The 17472-nt window shown below is 45.7% G+C and carries 16 protein-coding genes and 1 tRNA gene; 2 read left to right on the top strand and 15 right to left on the bottom strand.

Annotation, left to right across the window (positions count from 1 at the left end; all coding sequences use genetic code 11):
• Positions 1–269: 269 nt before the first annotated feature.
• From rplS to ffh, 5 genes are all read right to left on the bottom strand, one after another.
• Positions 270–623 (bottom strand): 50S ribosomal protein L19, encoded by a 354-nt coding sequence (rplS, locus tag AB4482_RS00850; RefSeq protein WP_004735514.1) that lies wholly within the window; start codon positions 621–623, stop codon positions 270–272.
• Between the two features lie 59 nt (positions 624–682).
• On the bottom strand, positions 683–1423 hold the full coding sequence (gene trmD, locus AB4482_RS00845; protein ID WP_102319880.1) for a tRNA (guanosine(37)-N1)-methyltransferase TrmD: 741 nt from the start codon (positions 1421–1423) through the stop codon (positions 683–685).
• Between the two features lie 26 nt (positions 1424–1449).
• Complete coding sequence (rimM, locus tag AB4482_RS00840; protein WP_017063236.1) at positions 1450–2004, bottom strand: ribosome maturation factor RimM; 555 nt, start codon at positions 2002–2004, stop codon at positions 1450–1452.
• A gap of 24 nt (positions 2005–2028) precedes the next feature.
• Positions 2029–2277 carry a 30S ribosomal protein S16 gene (gene rpsP / locus AB4482_RS00835; protein ID WP_004410028.1) on the bottom strand — a complete coding sequence of 83 codons (249 nt, stop codon included), beginning with the start codon at positions 2275–2277 and terminating at the stop codon, positions 2029–2031.
• A 212-nt stretch (positions 2278–2489) separates the two neighbouring features.
• Positions 2490–3884 (bottom strand): signal recognition particle protein, encoded by a 1395-nt coding sequence (ffh, locus tag AB4482_RS00830; protein ID WP_010435884.1) that lies wholly within the window; start codon positions 3882–3884, stop codon positions 2490–2492.
• 200 nt (positions 3885–4084) lie between these two features.
• Between ffh and AB4482_RS00825 the strand changes: the two genes are divergently transcribed.
• Both AB4482_RS00825 and AB4482_RS00820 read left to right on the top strand, forming a co-directional pair.
• Positions 4085–4879 (top strand): inner membrane protein YpjD, encoded by a 795-nt coding sequence (locus tag AB4482_RS00825; RefSeq protein WP_019825854.1) that lies wholly within the window; start codon positions 4085–4087, stop codon positions 4877–4879.
• A 127-nt stretch (positions 4880–5006) separates the two neighbouring features.
• A complete protein-coding gene (locus AB4482_RS00820) occupies positions 5007–6278 on the top strand; it encodes an HlyC/CorC family transporter (RefSeq protein ID WP_017063233.1) in 1272 nt (423 codons plus the stop codon).
• Positions 6279–6393: 115 nt separating this feature from the next.
• On the opposite strand, the gene luxS is transcribed toward AB4482_RS00820, so the two are convergent.
• The 10 genes from luxS to AB4482_RS00770 form a co-directional block, all read right to left on the bottom strand.
• On the bottom strand, positions 6394–6912 hold the full coding sequence (gene luxS / locus AB4482_RS00815; RefSeq protein WP_017056597.1) for an S-ribosylhomocysteine lyase: 519 nt from the start codon (positions 6910–6912) through the stop codon (positions 6394–6396).
• Positions 6913–6936: 24 nt separating this feature from the next.
• Complete coding sequence (locus tag AB4482_RS00810; RefSeq protein WP_017629422.1) at positions 6937–7587, bottom strand: hypothetical protein; 651 nt, start codon at positions 7585–7587, stop codon at positions 6937–6939.
• A gap of 10 nt (positions 7588–7597) precedes the next feature.
• Positions 7598–9166, bottom strand: a complete 1569-nt coding sequence (gshA, locus tag AB4482_RS00805; RefSeq protein ID WP_017063229.1) for a glutamate--cysteine ligase — start codon at positions 9164–9166, stop codon at positions 7598–7600.
• A gap of 99 nt (positions 9167–9265) precedes the next feature.
• Entirely contained in the window at positions 9266–12124 is a 2859-nt protein-coding gene (locus AB4482_RS00800; protein WP_372180394.1) for a M16 family metallopeptidase, read from the bottom strand.
• Between the two features lie 9 nt (positions 12125–12133).
• The gene (locus AB4482_RS00795) at positions 12134–12595 is read right to left on the bottom strand and encodes a YqaA family protein (RefSeq protein ID WP_017059555.1); all 462 of its coding nucleotides are present in this window, start codon (positions 12593–12595) and stop codon (positions 12134–12136) included.
• A gap of 6 nt (positions 12596–12601) precedes the next feature.
• Positions 12602–13555: an NADP-dependent oxidoreductase gene (locus AB4482_RS00790; protein WP_102319878.1), complete on the bottom strand. Its 954-nt coding sequence runs from the start codon at positions 13553–13555 to the stop codon at positions 12602–12604.
• A gap of 172 nt (positions 13556–13727) precedes the next feature.
• On the bottom strand, positions 13728–14858 hold the full coding sequence (locus AB4482_RS00785) for a sodium ion-translocating decarboxylase subunit beta (RefSeq protein WP_019825842.1): 1131 nt from the start codon (positions 14856–14858) through the stop codon (positions 13728–13730).
• A gap of 9 nt (positions 14859–14867) precedes the next feature.
• Entirely contained in the window at positions 14868–16643 is a 1776-nt protein-coding gene (oadA, locus tag AB4482_RS00780; RefSeq protein ID WP_017059560.1) for a sodium-extruding oxaloacetate decarboxylase subunit alpha, read from the bottom strand.
• 31 nt (positions 16644–16674) lie between these two features.
• The gene (locus tag AB4482_RS00775; RefSeq protein WP_004741884.1) at positions 16675–16932 is read right to left on the bottom strand and encodes an oxaloacetate decarboxylase subunit gamma; all 258 of its coding nucleotides are present in this window, start codon (positions 16930–16932) and stop codon (positions 16675–16677) included.
• 375 nt (positions 16933–17307) lie between these two features.
• Positions 17308–17384, bottom strand: a tRNA-Arg gene (locus tag AB4482_RS00770).
• Positions 17385–17472 lie beyond the last annotated feature (88 nt).

Below are 17472 nucleotides of genomic sequence, written 5' to 3'. Positions count from 1 at the left end.
CGAGTAGCGAGTAGCGAGTAAATTTTGAAGGGTTGGCGTTTAACGTCAATCCTTTTTTATTGCCTATAACACGGCGCTAGTAGAGATTCCCTACTCCTTCCTTCGTCAGTCTAGGGAATGACGGTTAAATATGAGTTTCGTCTGGTTTGTCATCCTCAAGAGTGAGGTACGAGCGAATTGGGGGATCTCTTACCTGCTAAGCTCCAAATAACAGACACAAAAAAGCGGAGCCAAATGGCTCCGCTTTTATCGATAGAATGCAAAAAGAATTACTTCTTAGTAAGCTTCTCTTTAATACGAGCTGACTTACCAGAACGCTCACGTAGGTAGTACAACTTGGCACGACGTACTGCACCACGGCGTTTAACTTCGATGCTATCAACCATTGGAGAGTGAGTTTGGAACGCACGCTCTACGCCTTCACCGTTCGAGATCTTACGAACTGTGAATGCAGAGTGTAGACCACGGTTACGAATAGCGATTACAACGCCTTCGAAAGCCTGTAGACGCTCACGGTCACCTTCTTTTACCTTAACCTGAACTACAACAGTGTCACCTGGTGCGAATTTAGGAAGGTCTGATTTTAGTTGCTCTTCTTCAAGAGCCTTGATGATGTTGCTCATTTGTATAAATTCCTAGAATAAACTGATACTAAATTTAATAGGTTACTGCTTGCTTTTCGTTAAGAGCGTTGCTCTTTAATGAATTCAGCCAGTAATTGTTCCTGTTCGTCAGTCAGAGCTAGGTTTTCCAGGAGTTCTGGTCTTCTTAGCCAAGTTCGGCCCAACGATTGTTTTAATCGCCAGCGACGAATGTCCTTATGGTTTCCAGACTTGAGTACCGATGGTACATCTTTATCGTCTAGCACCTCAGGGCGCGTATAATGGGGACAATCTAGCAAACCATTTGCAAAAGAATCTTCTTCTGCTGAAGCGAAATCTCCAAGTACACCCGGAACAAACCGAGATACTGAATCAATCAGCGTCATGGCTGGCAGTTCGCCACCCGTCATCACAAAATCTCCAATCGACCATTCTTCGTCAACTTCAGATTCAATGATGCGCTCATCTACCCCTTCATAGCGACCACAAATAAGAAGTAAATTCTCGTTTGTTGCCAGCTCTTCAACACCTTTCTGGTCGAGTTTACGACCTTGAGGTGAAAGATAGATGACTTTCGTCTTTCCCGGTGCTGCTTGCTTGGCAGTTTTGATAGCGTCGCGCAAAGGCTGAACCATCATTAACATGCCAGGACCACCACCGTAAGGTCTGTCATCAACAGTGCGATGTTTATCATGAGTGAAATCACGAGGATTCCATGTCTCAATAGATAAAAGACCTTTTTTAACCGCTTGACCTGTTACTCCAAAATCAGTAACAGAACGGAACATTTCAGGAAAAAGGCTAATAATGCCAACCCACATGTGTTCTCTCGCTCTGTAATTTGGAGTTAGAATCCAGGATCCCAGTCAACTTCGATCCGGCGAGCTTCGCGATCAACTTTCTTGATCACTTGCTCTTCAAGGTACGGTACTAACCGTTCCTTTTGGCCAAAAGCATCTTTAAGATTTGCTTTGATTACTAGAACATCGTTCGAGCCAGTTTCTAATAGGTCAGTGACCTCACCAAGGTCGTAACCTTTAGTGGTAAAAACTTGCATACCGAACAATTCGCGCCAGTAGAATTCATCTTCTGACAATTCAGGTAACGAAGCAGGGTCAATAGCAATTTCAAAGTTAGTCATCAGTTGCGCGTCTTCACGAACATCTAATCCCGCTAGCTTACATACATAACCTTGGCCATGACGTTTCCAGCTCTCAACTTTGTACTCAACCCACTTACCCTTTAGGTTTAAATACCAAGGGCTGTAATCAAATATGCTTTCAGCATTGTCTGTGTAGGAGAACACTTTGAGCCAGCCACGAATACCATAGGTAGACCCAAGTTTACCCATGACAATTCTATTATTTTGCTCGCTCATAGTTTCTTTACCCTTCATCGACATAAGCTATTTCTCTTTAAAAAAGAATTAAGCCGCTTTTTGAGCGTCTTTAACTAGCTTAGCTACACGATCAGATAGAGATGCGCCTTGACCAACCCAGTGGTTAACACGATCTAGGTCTAGACGTAGACCTTCTTCTTGACCTTGAGCTGTAGGGTTAAAGAAACCTACTTTCTCGATGAAACGGCCAGTTGCAGCGTTACGGCTATCCGCAACTACGATTTGATAAAATGGGCGCTTCTTTGCACCGTGACGTGCCAAACGAATGGTTACCATGTCGTCCTCTTTGCTTTCTTAATAAAATAATTAACCCCAAGTATAAGTAAATAGCTTGGGGTCTCGTGCCAAATTAAAGCCCCGGAATTTTACTCTTATTCCGGTGCAATGCAAGGGCTTTAGCTATTTTTTCACCAACATAGCTGCCGTACACTTTCTGTGACACGGCTAACACTATGAAAAGTAACGTAGCTAAAGCTTACATTTGTAGATTATCGACCAAACGGGTTAAAGCCACCACCCATTCCGCCCATACCTCCACCGCCGCCCATCATGCCTTGCATGTTGCGCATCATGCCTTTCATGCCACCTTTCTGCATCTTCTTCATCATCTTCTGCATTTGGGTGAACTGCTTAAGCATACGGTTTACATCTTGTACCTGTGTACCAGAACCAGCGGCAATACGCTTTTTGCGAGAGCCTTTGATTAGGTCAGGGCGTTGACGCTCTTTCATGGTCATAGAGTTGATGATCGCTTCCATTTGCTTGAACATCTTGTCATCAACTTTATCTTTAACGTTATCTGGTAGCTGAGACATGCCTGGAAGCTTATCCATCATGCCCATCATGCCGCCCATGTTTTGCATCTGACCTAGTTGTTCACGGAAGTCTTCAAGGTCAAAGCCTTTCTTCTCTTTGAACTTCTTAGCCAGTTTCTCTGCTTTCTCGGTATCAACGTTTTTCTGTAGGTCTTCAATAAGAGACAGTACGTCGCCCATACCTAAGATACGAGAAGCAACACGATCTGGGTGGAACGGTTCTAGTGCGTCAGTCTTTTCACCAACACCCAAGAATTTAATCGGCTTGCCTGTGATATGACGAACAGACAGAGCAGCACCACCACGCGCATCACCATCAACTTTCGTCAAGATAACACCGGTTAGTGGTAGCGCATCACCAAAGGCTTTTGCAGTGTTCGCAGCATCTTGACCTGTCATTGCATCAACAACGAACAGTGTCTCTACTGGTTTAATTGCAGTATGAAGCTCTTTGATCTCGCCCATCATCTCTTCATCGATAGCCAAACGACCCGCAGTATCGACAAGTAGCACGTCGTAGAATTTCTTCTTCGCGTGGTCGATTGCAGCGTTTGCAATATCAAGAGGTTTTTGATCAGCTGAAGATGGGAAGAAGTCTACGCCAACATCGCTTGCTAACGTTTCAAGCTGTTTGATTGCCGCTGGACGGTAAACGTCGGCAGACACAACCAAGACTTTCTTCTTGTCACGCTCAGTTAGAAGCTTAGATAGCTTACCTACCGATGTGGTTTTACCCGCACCTTGTAGACCCGCCATTAAGATAACGGCTGGCGGCTGCGCTGCTAGGTTAAGAGCCTCGTTAGACTCACCCATCACCGCTTCAAGTTCAGCTTGAACGATCTTAATGAATTCTTGACCAGGCGTTAGAGATTTAGAAACCTCAACACCCACAGCGCCTTCTTTTACGCGCTTAACAAAATCGCGGACAACGGGCAGTGCAACGTCGGCTTCAAGTAGCGCCATACGTACTTCACGCAGCGTCTCTTTAATATTGTCTTCGGTCAGACGACCTTTACCGCTGATGTTCTTCAGCGTTTTGGATAGACGATCCGTTAAATTATCAAACATAGTTTTCTCTTCGCTCAAAACTGCGACTATTACTGTGAGTATACATTAGCGCGGATTAGAGTCATACCCGTTGTAGAGCGTTAATCATCCGTGCTTGTGATGTGAGACATTATTCACTTGGAATTGAATGAGGTTCGCCATAGCCCCAAAGAGCGATGCGAGGTATAATTCGCCAATTAGTAATCATTAAAATGGATACCATGGACAGTCTTATTGCGATCGCAGCAGCCTTTCTTTATACAATGGCGATTTCCACGATCATTCCAGGTCTCGTGCACCAAACAGGAATCCGTGTAAAAACGGTGTTTATCAGCGCATTACTTGCTCTAGCTTTCCATGCTTGGTTGCTTGGCGATTTGATTTTTAATGCCAGTGGCCAAAACCTCAGTATCTTGAACGTTGCTTCATTAATCAGTTTAATCATATCTGTGGTAATGAGCGGTGCAATGCTCAAAACCCGTCTGTGGTTTATCTTACCCGTCGTCTATAGCTTCGCTGCGCTGAACTTGATGGCTGCCACTTTTCTTCCAAGCACCTTCATCAAACATCTAGAGAATGACCCAAAACTGCTCGTGCACATCTCTTTGGCTCTATTCTCATACGCAACGTTAACTATCGGTGCGCTATACGCCCTGCAACTTGCGTGGCTAGATCACAAACTTAAAAAGAAAAAAGCCTTAGTGATAAACCCTAACCTACCTCCTTTAATGATGGTGGAAAGACAGCTTTTCAAGATCATTTTGATTGGTAATGGCTTATTAACAGGTACCTTGTTAACGGGTCTCATCTTCGTGCAAGATATGTTTGCTCAAGGAAAGGCACACAAGGCTGTGTTGTCTTTTATCGCTTGGGTTATCTACTCCATCCTTCTGTGGGGTCACTATCAGAAAGGTTGGCGTGGACAGAAAGTCACTTGGTTCGCACTGGCCGGCGCCAGCATGCTCACATTAGCCTACTTCGGTAGCCGCTTCGTCCAGGAAATCATCCTGAACTAGTCTGTAAAATAAAGGCAAGGTCTCACATACCTTGCCTTTAAAATATTGAGTGCAATACATTCAATTGACATCTCGACCATGTTCGGTCATAAATTAATCAAGATACACAAATAGGAAAAGAATAGTTTTGGACGACATATCAACGGGTATCTTATTTGCGCTACTCGCGTGTCTCATTGTAATTTCTGGTTATTTCTCTGGTTCCGAAACGGGCATGATGTCCCTGAACCGCTACCGTTTAAAGCACTTGGCCAATACGGGTCATAAAGGTGCCAAACGTGTAGAAAAACTTCTGAACCGCCCAGACAGATTGATTGGCCTCATCCTCATCGGCAACAATCTCGTCAACATTCTTGCATCTGCGATCGCTACTATTCTTGGTATGCGCATCTACGGGGATATCGGTGTGGCTATCGCTACTGGTACCCTGACTCTCGTGATCCTAGTATTCGCCGAGGTAACCCCAAAGACCATCGCTTCTCTATTTCCTGAACGTGTCTCTTACGCGAGCAGTATCCTTTTGATGATACTGATGAAGGTGCTATCACCATTGGTGATCTTAGTGAACTTCATTACCAACGGCTTCATTCGTATCTTAGGCGTTAAAGCCAGCCATGATGCAACCGACCACTTGAGCTCCGAAGAGCTTAGAACCGTGGTAAATGAAGCCGGTAGCTTAATCCCTCAACGTCACCAAGATATGTTGGTGTCTATTCTGGATTTAGAGCACGTCACCGTGAACGACATCATGGTGCCGCGTAATGAGATTACTGGTATCGACATCAATGACGACTGGAAATCGATCGTTCGTCAACTTACCCACTCGCCTCATGGTCGCGTAGTGCTGTACCGTGACCAAATAGATGAAGTGGTCGGCATGCTTAGGCTGCGTGAAGCTTACCGTCTGATGCTTGAAAAGAACGAATTCAATAAAGAAACCCTGTTGCGTGCCGCGGATGAGATCTACTTTATTCCTGAAGCGACACCACTCAATATTCAACTGCTTAAGTTTCAACGCAATAAGCAGCGCATCGGTTTGATTGTTGATGAGTATGGCGACATCAATGGTTTGGTTACATTAGAAGATATTCTAGAAGAGATCGTAGGTGAGTTTACCACCTCAATCACCCCAAGCTTATCTGAAGAGATTACTCCGCAAAGCGATGGCAGCTTCTTGATTGAAGGCAGTGCCAATATCCGAGATATCAACAAAGGCTTACAGTGGGCACTGCCTACCGATGGCCCAAGAACGCTGAATGGTTTGATACTGGAACATCTTGAAGATATTCCTGAGAGTCACCTGAGTGTTCAGGTTGCCAGCCACCCAATGGAAATTGTTGAGCTTGAAGAGAACCGCATCAAACTGGTTCGCGTGTTCCCACAGATCGTGAACGGCTAACTGAGTTATCACTGAATCTCTGTCTCGCCCTAAAATACGTTGACGAAAAAGGCCCGGTTCATTGAACCGGGCCTTTTAGTATCTAACTCGCCCTATCTAGGGTAGCTATCAATGACTAGTCGATCTTAAGCTCTTGCAGCATAGACTCTGGCAGTGCCAGTTCATCATTCTTGTTTACAGAGATGCCTGCAGCGATGATCGCATTCGCGATCTCTTTCGCTTCATCCAAAGAGTGCATTGCCGCGGTACCACATTGGTATTCGTTCAGCTCAGGGATCTTATTCTGGTTCTCAACTTTCAGTACGTCTTGCATCGCTGCCAACCAACCGTCAGCCACTTGTTGTTCTGTAGGCGTACCAATCAGGCTCATGTAGAAACCAGTGCGACAGCCCATCGGTGAGATATCGATGATCTCTACATCTGAACCGTTCAATTGATTACGCATGAAACCAGCATATAGGTGCTCTAGAGTATGGATACCTTTCTCAGATAGGATGTCTTTGTTTGGCGCAGTAAAACGCAGGTCAAACACAGTGATGGTATCCCCTTTTGGGGTTTGCATTGTTTTAGCAACACGAACGGCAGGTGCGTTCATGCGTGTGTGATCAACAGTGAAACTATCTAATAAAGGCATTGCTCTTCTCCATGACGGCTGGCTTTAGAAAAACCAGCTTCGATTGTCTTCTAGTTCTTTGCGGCACTGTTTCAGCTGCCATCCATAATCTTTTGCTTGCTGTTCGACTTTGCGCGCCACCTTAATTAGCGATGGCTTGCTGTTGTATGACTTACGCTTATAACCACCACGGCCTTCATGATAAGCTAGGTATTGGTTATATGGGTCCCATAGTGAGATGCCCAATTGACGACGCGTCTCGCTGGTATACCAACCGATGAACATCAATGCATCATCAAAGTTGGTTCTTGAACCACCGTTATTGGTCGCCTTTTGGAAGTCTTCCCAAGCAGGATCTTGAGCTTGTGCATAACCGTAGGCACTGCTTACACGCCCCCACGGTATAAAGCCAAGAATGTAATCTTTAGGTGGGCGCGCATCATGACGATAGCTACTCTCTTGTTTCACAAAAGCCATCGCAACGTTAATCGGCGTTCCCCATTCTTCTTGCATATCCAAGGCATCTTCATACCATGAAGGGTGCTCTCGAAAGATGCTACACAAATTATCTTGCTGCTTTGGCGGTGGCGTTGCACATCCAACCAACAGGCTAGAGACAACACCAACAGTCACTACAGGTAACCATTTACTACTCACTCGAGTAGGCTGACCTAATAAGGCTTGCTTCCTTTCCACCAAAGTCTCGCTATGCTTTTAAATACGAAAAATAATCCGCCAAGAAGCTATCAAAATCTTGAGTGCTTGCTTCTTCACTTTGTTGCTGAGCAATCACAGAACGTTGAACTTCTGCTTCCATCAACTCAGCTGAATATACTTTGTATTGGTGCGCTTTGTGTTGCTGAGCGTACGTTTTACCTAACGCGCAACCCACTTTACCTAAGCCGCCCAATTTTTTGGTCTCTTCTAGCAACTGGCCAGAAATAGTTAGCTCAGGGTTATCAATCCAAGCCTCAAGCGTATCGCATGTTTCTTGGTATGCACGACCACCTTGTTCAGCGTCCATCATCTCGGCAATAGAGCGCAGATCTTTGAAGACACGCTTCGCCCAATCTTGCAGAGACAATCGCTCACCATGACAACCGATTTGTAGCTCTAGACCAACCTGACGACCTTGTAGGATCACCTTGTTCCAGTTATCGCGCCAGCATTCAAGCTCGCAGTTATCCATCTCAGCAGAGTCCGTTAGCACACTCCACGTTAGGAATAAGTCTAGGAAGCGAACCTGCTGCTCATTGATACCAATTGAGCTGAATGGGTTTACATCTAAAGAACGAACCTCAATGTACTCAACACCACCGCGTGCCAATGCTTCAGATGGTTTCTCACCACTCTTCGCCACACGCTTAGGGCGGATTGGAGCGTAAAGCTCATTTTCAATTTGCAGTACGTTGCTATTCAACTGACGGTATTCACCATCAACCTTAGTGCCAATCTCGGCAAATTCTTCTGATGGTGTGCGAATCGCTTGATTCAAACCTTCAAGGTATTGGTCTAGGCTGTTGAAACCAATCTTCAACACACTTTGCGCACTGTTCGTGTAGCCAAGGTCGCTCAGGCGCAGTGCCGTTGCTTTTGGCAGATACAGTGTCTCGCCAATCTTTTCAAAAGGCAGGTTTGTCTCTCTTCCTTTGATGAAAGAAGAACATAGCGCAGGTGAAGCACCGAAGAAGTATGGGATTAACCAACCAAAGCGGTAGTAGTTACGAATCAAACCAAAGTAAGCATCTGACTTAGATTCACAACGCGCTTCTTCAGTTTGCTCTCCAAACAGGCTATCCCAAAAGCTTTCTGGGAAAGAGAAGTTGAAGTGAACACCAGAGATAATCTGCATCAGGCTACCGTAACGACGTTTTAGGCCTTCACGATATAGGGTCTTCATCTTACCGTTATTCGAGGTGCCGTATTGCGCTAGCTGAATGTAATCTTCACTGCCAACGTAACAAGGCATAGAAAGCGGCCATAGTTTTTCGCCGTCTAACTTGGTTTGCGTGAAGTGGTGGATATCAGACAACTGATTCAAAAGCGTCGGAACGTCGTTAGAAACAGGCGTGATAAATTCCAGTAGCGACTCAGAGAAATCGGTCGTTACCCATTCGTTCATCAACGCAGATCCCAAAGCCTCAGGGTGCGGCCCAGTAGCAAGGTGCCCATCTTCCGTGTAGCGTAATGTTTCCCTTTCAACACCACGACCAAATTGAGAGAAGGTCTTAGGGTTGGTTGCAACTTGCTTTAGTCGCGCAGCAAAATCAGTCAAAATTCAGTTCACTTATCTTATATTGTTCTGATTAGAACTATCATAAATTAGGTTGGAGGAGAAAAGTAGAGTCTCTTCCCTCCCCCTTTAATGTGTACTCTAACGAATGATTTCAAGCTCTTCTATTGGAATATCTAACTTTTCTAATTGCGGGCGAAGCGAAGTCGCGTCACCAACAACGATTATTTGATAATCATTCGGGTCAAACCATTTCTTAGATAGCTCGTTTAAGGTCTCTTTTGAAACCGTTTCAACTATCTGATTACGCTGTTGTAGGTAATCTTCATCAAGGCTCAATGCAACAATATTACTCAACAACCCCGCCTTTTGACTTGGCGTTTCGTATTTAAGTGCATCTTGTTGACCGACGGCAAGGCGCATAAATTTCACCTCTTCGTCAGTTAATCCACTTTGGCTAAACTCATTCAGCTCATTAATAAACTCTTGAATCGATGGAACCGTCGCATTCGCCCTTACCTGCGCGCTAAATACCACTGCGCCAGTTTCACGAGTACTTGCGAAGTAACCGCTTGCACCGTAAGTGTAGGCTTTGTCTTCACGTAGGTTCTGGTTGATACGGCTATTGAAGTTGCCCGCTAAGTTAAAGTTAGCTAACTGGCTCAAATACAATTCGCCCGTCGCATCAAACGGCAGGCCCTTACGAACCAAGCGAACAATGCTTTGCGGCGCACCCGGTTTATCAACTAAGTACAGGTGCTGACCAGAAAGCTCTTTAACGATCTGTGGACGCGTTAATGGTGCCGCATCGCCTTGCCACTCTTCAAAGAATTGTAGCTGTTTCCCTACCTCTTTCTTCGAGATGTCTCCCACAACAACAATATTGGCACCTTCTGGTGTGTAATGTTGCGCATAGAATTTTTTCACATCGTCTAAGGTCAATTTCGATAGAGATTCCTTAGTACCATCACTTGCACGAGCAAAAACAGTGTCACTAAACAGCACTTCACGGGTTGCTTGAGAAGCCATCCAACTTGGCTGCTGATGCTGATACACAACGCCTTCTAGCATCTGTTTCTTAACGCGCTCAAAATCTTGCTCATCGAACTTAGGATCGAATAGAACCTCTTGCACAATCGCTAAGGTTTGAGGCAAGTTTTTCTCTAGCGTCGAGACTGAAATATCTGTGGTGTAGCTGCCCGCACTAATGCTCACGCTGCTACCAAGTTTATCTAAGGTCGCTTGTAACTCTTCAACGGTTCGTTTAGTTGAGCCTTCTTCCATCATCGAAGCCGTTAGGTTCGCTAGGCCTTCTTGCCCTTTGCGAACATAGCGTTCGCCTGCAGGCAATTGAATTTGCAGCTGTACTGTCGGCGTTTCACTGGTCACGGTACCAATTAAGTCAGTGCCATTTGCAAAGTGCATGCGGTACAACTCAGGCATGGTCGCCTCAACACCAAAGTTCACTTCTGGCATCACACTGCGATCAAAGGTATCCGGTGCCTTTCTGAAATCCAGTTGATCTTCCGTCACCTTGCTGTATTCCGGCAACGTACGTGGTGGCGTGGTAAAGGTCGCTTCACGAACCGCCAAATCGAGCTTTTTCTTAGGAACCACACTCAAGGTAACCTTGTGCTTACCTTCGATGAAATCTTGGTATGCCTTGCTCACGCTCTCAGGCGTCACCGCTCGGATTTGATCGAGTTGTGATTCAATGCGATCAGGCTGACCATAGAAGGTTTGGTTCGACGCGAGTTGCGACACCTTACCTTTAACGCTTTGCAATGCAAAAACAGCATTCGCTTCGGCCATGCCAGTGATCTGGTCTAAACGCTCTTGCTCAACGCCCTCTTTCGAGAATTGCTCCAGGGTATCCATCAGCTCTTTATTGAGAACCGTCAAATCGCCTTTTTCACCTGAGTTGCCCATTGCATACACGTACATGGTACACGCCAACTCAGCACAATCATGGAAAGAGCCAGCGCTGACGGCCTTCTGCGTTTTTACGAGGTTTTGATATAGGTAACTGTTGGTACCTGAACCTAACACGTTAGACAATGCATTCAGTGAAGCTTGCGTCTCTTCACCGCGATACGTTGTTGGCCACCCCACCAGCACCATCGGCTGACGAATATTGTCTTCTACGGTGATGTATTTATCTTCTGTTAGAACAGCAGGTTGCTTCTCTGCCGCCTTCACTTCAGGGCCTTGAGGAATTGAACCAAAGTACTTGTTAACCCATTCTAGCGTGTCATCAACGTCGATATCACCACCAATCGTTAACACGGCATTGTTTGGGCCGTACCAACGCAGGAAGAACGCTTTAAGATCATTCACGTCAACACGGTCAAGATCTTCAACATAGCCGATTGGTTGCCAAGAGTAAGGGTGACCTTCAGGGTAAAGCGCTTCGCCCATGCGTTCCCACATCAAGCCGTAAGGACGATTTTCGTAGCTCTGCGCTCGCTCGTTCTTGACCGTGCCTCTTTGAACCTCAAATTTCTTCTGAGAAACAGCATCCAACAAGAAGCCCATTCGGTCTGATTCTAACCACAACATTTTCTCAAGTTGGTTAGAAGGAACAGTTTCAAAATAGTTGGTGCGGTCACGGTTGGTCGTGCCGTTTAACGAGCCACCCGCTTCGGTAATGATCTTAAAGTGCTGTTGGTCACCAACGTTCTCTGAACCCTGGAACATCATGTGCTCAAAGAAGTGAGCAAATCCCGACTTGCCTATCTCTTCACGTGCTGAACCGACGTGATAAGTTACATCAACATGCACCAACGGATCGGAATCATCAGGGGAAAGAATAACTGTCAGACCGTTTTCAAGCTGATACTTGGTGTAAGGAATCACTACTTTATCTTTAGAGGGCTTAACCTCTTCTAACAGAGTGACACCTTCAGGTAACGAGGAAAAGAAGGGCGTTGAGCTAGGTACATTGTAAGAACAGCCAGCAATGGCGATAAGAGAAAATGTACCAAGTAAAACCTTTTTCATAGGTTCTCCTTAGAAAAAACCGAAGTAGATAGCAGCAAGTAAGCTATAGCGAGCGGCTTTGCCAATCGCTATCAAAATAACGCTAGGGATGAATTTCATTCTTAGCCAACCCGCAGCGAGACACAAAGGGTCACCAATGATCGGTAACCAACTAAATAACAGTGTCCAGTAGCCATAGCGACTCAGCCAAGCCATAGCCTTATGACCATGCTTTTCAGATTGAGTTCGATTAGGCAACCACAAACCAATCCAATAGTTAGTCAGGCCGCCTAAGGTATTGCCTAATGTCGCCACTAGAATGATCGATGAGGTTGAAAACTGATCTAAGCTCAATGCAGCCACAAGGCTAGCTTCTGAACCACCGGGGAGTAACGTGGCACTCAAGAAGCCACTAATGAAGAGTACCCACAGCGCCGAGTCCGAGAACCACAGCGCGATATTTTCAAAAAGGGAGTTAAAAAATTCTAACACTGCCTATCAACTTTCTTGCATTTTAAGTAGCACCTTGCCTCTGGTGTGTCCGGTTTCAACCTGCAGGTGCGCCGACTGCGCCTCGTCTAATTGGTAGATACCTTGAATTTCTGTTTTGAGTAATCCGACACTGACCATGTAAAGCATAGTGTCCATTTGCTCAGGGCTTGGTTCAACCAGCATGCCTGATGCAGTAAAACCTAATAGTGTGGCTTTTTCGCAGATAAGTTCTGCAGATAGAGTCGGCACAGTCACGACTCGCGCGTCATCTTTTAGGCACTTCAATGCATCAAGCGCGGTATCGCCGCCGACCAAGTCAATCAACACATCGACATCAGATACTCTTTCTGATGCTGGTGCAAACTTATAGTTAATCGCGTGAGCACCTAGCGTCGCAAGGTAATCAAGGTTGGCTTCGCTGCAGGTTGTGTAAACCTCTGCTTTTGCTGCCACTGCAATTTGAACCGCAAGGTGACCAACGCCGCCCGCGCCCGCCAAGATAAGCACGCGGTCGCCTTCTTTCACTTCGGCTTTGTTGAGCGCTTGTGCCGCTGTTTGACTCGCGAGTGGTAATGCAGCTGCCGCTTCTAGAGTGACAGAATCAGGAACCATACTTAATGCAGCTTCTGGAACACACACATATTGGCTGTAACCGCCACCTTGCAGTGGAAAACCAATAAAGCCAGCTACGTTATCACCAACAGTAAAGCGTTCAGCCTGTTCGCCTAGCGAGACAATTTGCCCTGAAATATCGTAGCCAGGTACCCAAGGTAGGTTATCTTTGTTTTGTGCTGCCGCCCAACCAAGGCCCGCTCGGGTTTTGACATCAATCGGATTAATGCCTGAAAAGGAAACTTTAACCACCACTTCTCCAGCCTTAGGCTCAGGGATCGCACTGGTTTGAATACTTAGGTTTTCGACGCCGCCGAATTGAGTAATCGCAATCTGTTTATTTTCCATTTCCACATTTCCTTGATTGATAAAAGCCCTAGTGAGCAAGCACCTTAATTAATAAAAAGAAAGGGATGCGAAAGCATCCCTTTGACTATAAACCATTTAATAAGGCTAAGTTAACCGCTCATTCGTAAATTGACGACCAATTAACGTAACGATACATGACCCAGCAAATCCACTAGCCCACGAGAGCTAATAGAATACCCGCCGCAACCGCACTACCAAGTACACCGGCTACGTTCGGACCCATTGCATGCATCAATAAGAAGTTCTGAGGGTTTGCCTCAAGACCAACCTTGTTCACAACACGTGCCGCCATTGGAACCGCCGATACGCCAGCTGCGCCAATCAGTGGGTTGATGTCCTCTTTCGAGAATCGGTTCAACACCTTAGCCATCAATACACCACCCGCCGTACCGATACTGAACGCGACCGCACCTAAACCTAGAATACCCAGTGTTTCTAAGTTCAAGAACGTATCCGCTTGAAGCTTAGAACCAACCCCTAGACCTAGGAAAATAGTTACAACGTTAATCAGTTCGTTTTGAGCTGTTTTTGAAAGGCGATCAACCACACCCGCTTCACGCATTAAGTTACCCAAACAGAACATACCAACTAGAGGTGTTGCTGAAGGTAGGAACAAAATCGTCATCAGTAGTACAGCAAGCGGGAAAAGAATCTTCTCGGCTTTGCTAACGTGACGAAGTTGAGCCATCTTAATTTTGCGCTCTTCAGGAGACGTTAACGCTTTCATGATTGGTGGCTGAATGATAGGAACCAAAGCCATGTAGCTATAAGCCGCTACTGCAATGGCACCTAAAAGATCCGGAGATAACTTACTCGCCAAGAAGATCGCAGTTGGGCCATCGGCACCACCAATGATCGCAATTGACGAAGCATCGGCCATCGAGAACTCCATTCCTGGAACGTAGTTCAGCAAGATCGCGCCAAATAGCGTCGCGAAGATACCAAACTGAGCCGCAGCCCCTAGCCACAACGTTTTAGGGTTCGCAATCAACGCACCGAAGTCCGTCATCGCACCAACACCCATAAAGATCAGCAGTGGGAAAATACCTGTCTCAATACCAATGTAGTAGACGTAGTAGAGCAAACCACCTGGATCAGTAAACCCAGCATTTGGAATGTTTGCTAATACAGCACCAAAACCAATAGGCAGTAGAAGTAACGGTTCAAATCCTTTACGAATTGCCAAAAACAACAGTAAGCAACCAACCAGCATCATACAGATCTGGCCGAACTCAAAGTTCGCAATCCCTGTTTCAGACCATAAGGTCATCAATCCTTCCATGGTACTCCCTTACGCTAAGCTTAGTAGTGGAGCGCCTACAGTAACTGCATCGCCTTCTTTAACATTCAATTCTTGAACGATACCACCACGAGCAGCACGAACTTCCGTTTCCATCTTCATCGCTTCTAGGATTAGTAGAACGTCGCCTTCAGAAACCTCAGTACCCGCCTGAACGTTTACTTTAAAGATGTTACCCGCCAATGGAGCTGGAACCGCTTCAGCGTCAGACGCTGCTACTGGTGCAGCCTGAGCAGGTTTTGCAGATGGCGCCACCGATGTCAGTTCACCTTGTGGGCCAACTTCAACATCGTAAACTTGACCATCAACCTTCACGCTGTAGCTTTCAATACCACCAGAAGCTTGTACAGGAGCTGCAGCAACTGGAGCCGCAACTTCTAGCGTTGGTGCAGGTTCAAATGCTTCAGGATTACGACGGTTCTTAAGGAACTTAAGACCCACTTGTGGGAAGAGCGCGTAAGTCAGTACATCATCAACCGTATCTTCAGCTAGAGAGATACCCTCTGATTTCGCTTTCTCTAACAGATCCGTCGTTAACGTATCCATTTCAGACTTAAGTAAATCAGCAGGACGACAAGTAATCGGCTCTGCACCGTCTAGAACTTTCGCTTGCAGTTCAGCATCCACTTCAGCAGGAGCTTGACCGTATTCACCTTTCAGTAGACCAGCAGTCTCTTTCGTGATGCTCTTATAGCGTTCGCCCGTTAAGACGTTAATAACCGCTTGAGTACCGACAATCTGAGAAGTTGGTGTTACTAAGGGAATGTAACCAAGCTCTTTACGTACGCGTGGGATCTCTTCTAGAACTTCATCCATGCGATCGGCGGCGCCTTGCTCTTTAAGCTGGCCTTCCATGTTAGTTAACATTCCGCCAGGAACTTGAGCGATTAAGATGCGAGAATCGACACCTTTTAGCTGACCTTCCCATTTCGCGTACTTTTTACGTACATCACGGAAGTAAGCCGCGATGGGTTCGATTTGGTCTAGTTTAAGATTCGTGTCGCGCTCTGTACCTTCTAACATCGCAACAACCGTTTCGGTTGGCGTATGACCGTAAGTACAGCTCATTGAAGAAATAGCGGTATCTAGAATGTCGATACCCGCTTCAACGGCTTTAACCGCTGTTGCAGTCGATAGACCAGTTGTCGCGTGGCTATGCAGTGCCAGAGGAACGTCACACGATGCTTTGATACGTGTAATCAGCTCTTCTGCTTCATACGGCTTTAATAAACCTGACATATCTTTGATACATAGTGAGTGACAACCTAGGTCCTCTAGGCGCTTAGCCAAATCAACCCAAGTATCTGAATTGTGGACCGGACTGGTTGTGTAAGACAACGTACCTTGAGCGTGGCCACCAACGTCGATCGTTGCTTTCACTGCTTTTTCAAAGTTACGCACGTCATTCATCGCATCAAAGATACGGAATACGTCCATGCCGTTTTTATGGGCACGTTCAACAAATTTTTCTACTACATCATCCGCGTAGTGACGGTAGCCCAATAGGTTTTGACCACGCAGTAGCATCTGCATTGGTGTGTTTGGCATCGCTTTTTTCAGCTCACGCAAACGCTCCCATGGATCCTCGCCAAGAAAACGGATACACGAATCAAACGTCGCGCCGCCCCAAGTCTCAAGTGACCAGTAACCGACTTTATCCAGTTCTGCCGCAATTGGCAGCATATCTTCGATACGCATACGAGTAGCAAATAGTGACTGGTGCGCGTCACGAAGTACCACATCTGTGATAGCTAGTGGTTTAGACATGCTCATAAACTCCTTTTTAATCCTTTAAATACTACTTAGCAGTAGACGCACGGTATTGATGAACCGCGGCCGAAATTGCAGCCACTACCTGTGGACTAACAGCTGAAGGGTTTGATTGTGATTTTTGAATTTTTTTAGGTGCTGCGATCGGCTCTGGTACTTCTTCTGGTACCAGTTTTGACATCAACCGAACGAGGTAAACTAGAATAGTTAGGAAAATAAAGACAACGGACATCCCCGTTATCATTAGAGTCGCCGCATCTCCTAGCAGGCTTCCAATATTAGTCATGTTGCTTCCTTTCTTCGTCATCCTGACATACGTACAGGATTTCAGCGAATAGTGATCCCGACCCATGGATTATCTCGATTGGTAAAAGTTTGTCAATTTTGTTTAAGGTTCTGTTACGGATAACGCACACATAAGGTTAATTATTCGCCTATCAGATCACATAAATCTGTCAAATACGTCATTTTTAGATATTTAAACTGTGACTTAAACGGGGCTTTTCTGGGAATTGATATGAGAAAGGTGGAATAACAAAGAAGCAATCAAGAACTACTTTAAATACAACAAGTTAAACAACGAACAAATTTAACATTGTCGCAACAAATTTGCAGCAGACATAAAAAAAGCCTCGTATAAACGAGGCTTTTTCTAATAATGTGGCGCGCTCTGGAGGATTCGAACCTCCGACCGCCTGGTTCGTAGCCAGGTACTCTATCCAGCTGAGCTAAGAGCGCACGGTTTTAATATCAATTCATTGTTACTAACAACAGATCAATATAAGGATTTCATTCTTATAAGAAAAAAGCCCTAAATAGTGGCGCG

Origin of the sequence: Vibrio sp. 10N.222.55.C7 (genome assembly GCF_041473335.1) — a bacterium.
Lineage (GTDB): Bacteria > Pseudomonadota > Gammaproteobacteria > Enterobacterales > Vibrionaceae > Vibrio > Vibrio crassostreae_C.
Note: the sequence above shows the minus strand (reverse complement) of the source record. Positions and strands in the feature narration are given on the sequence as shown.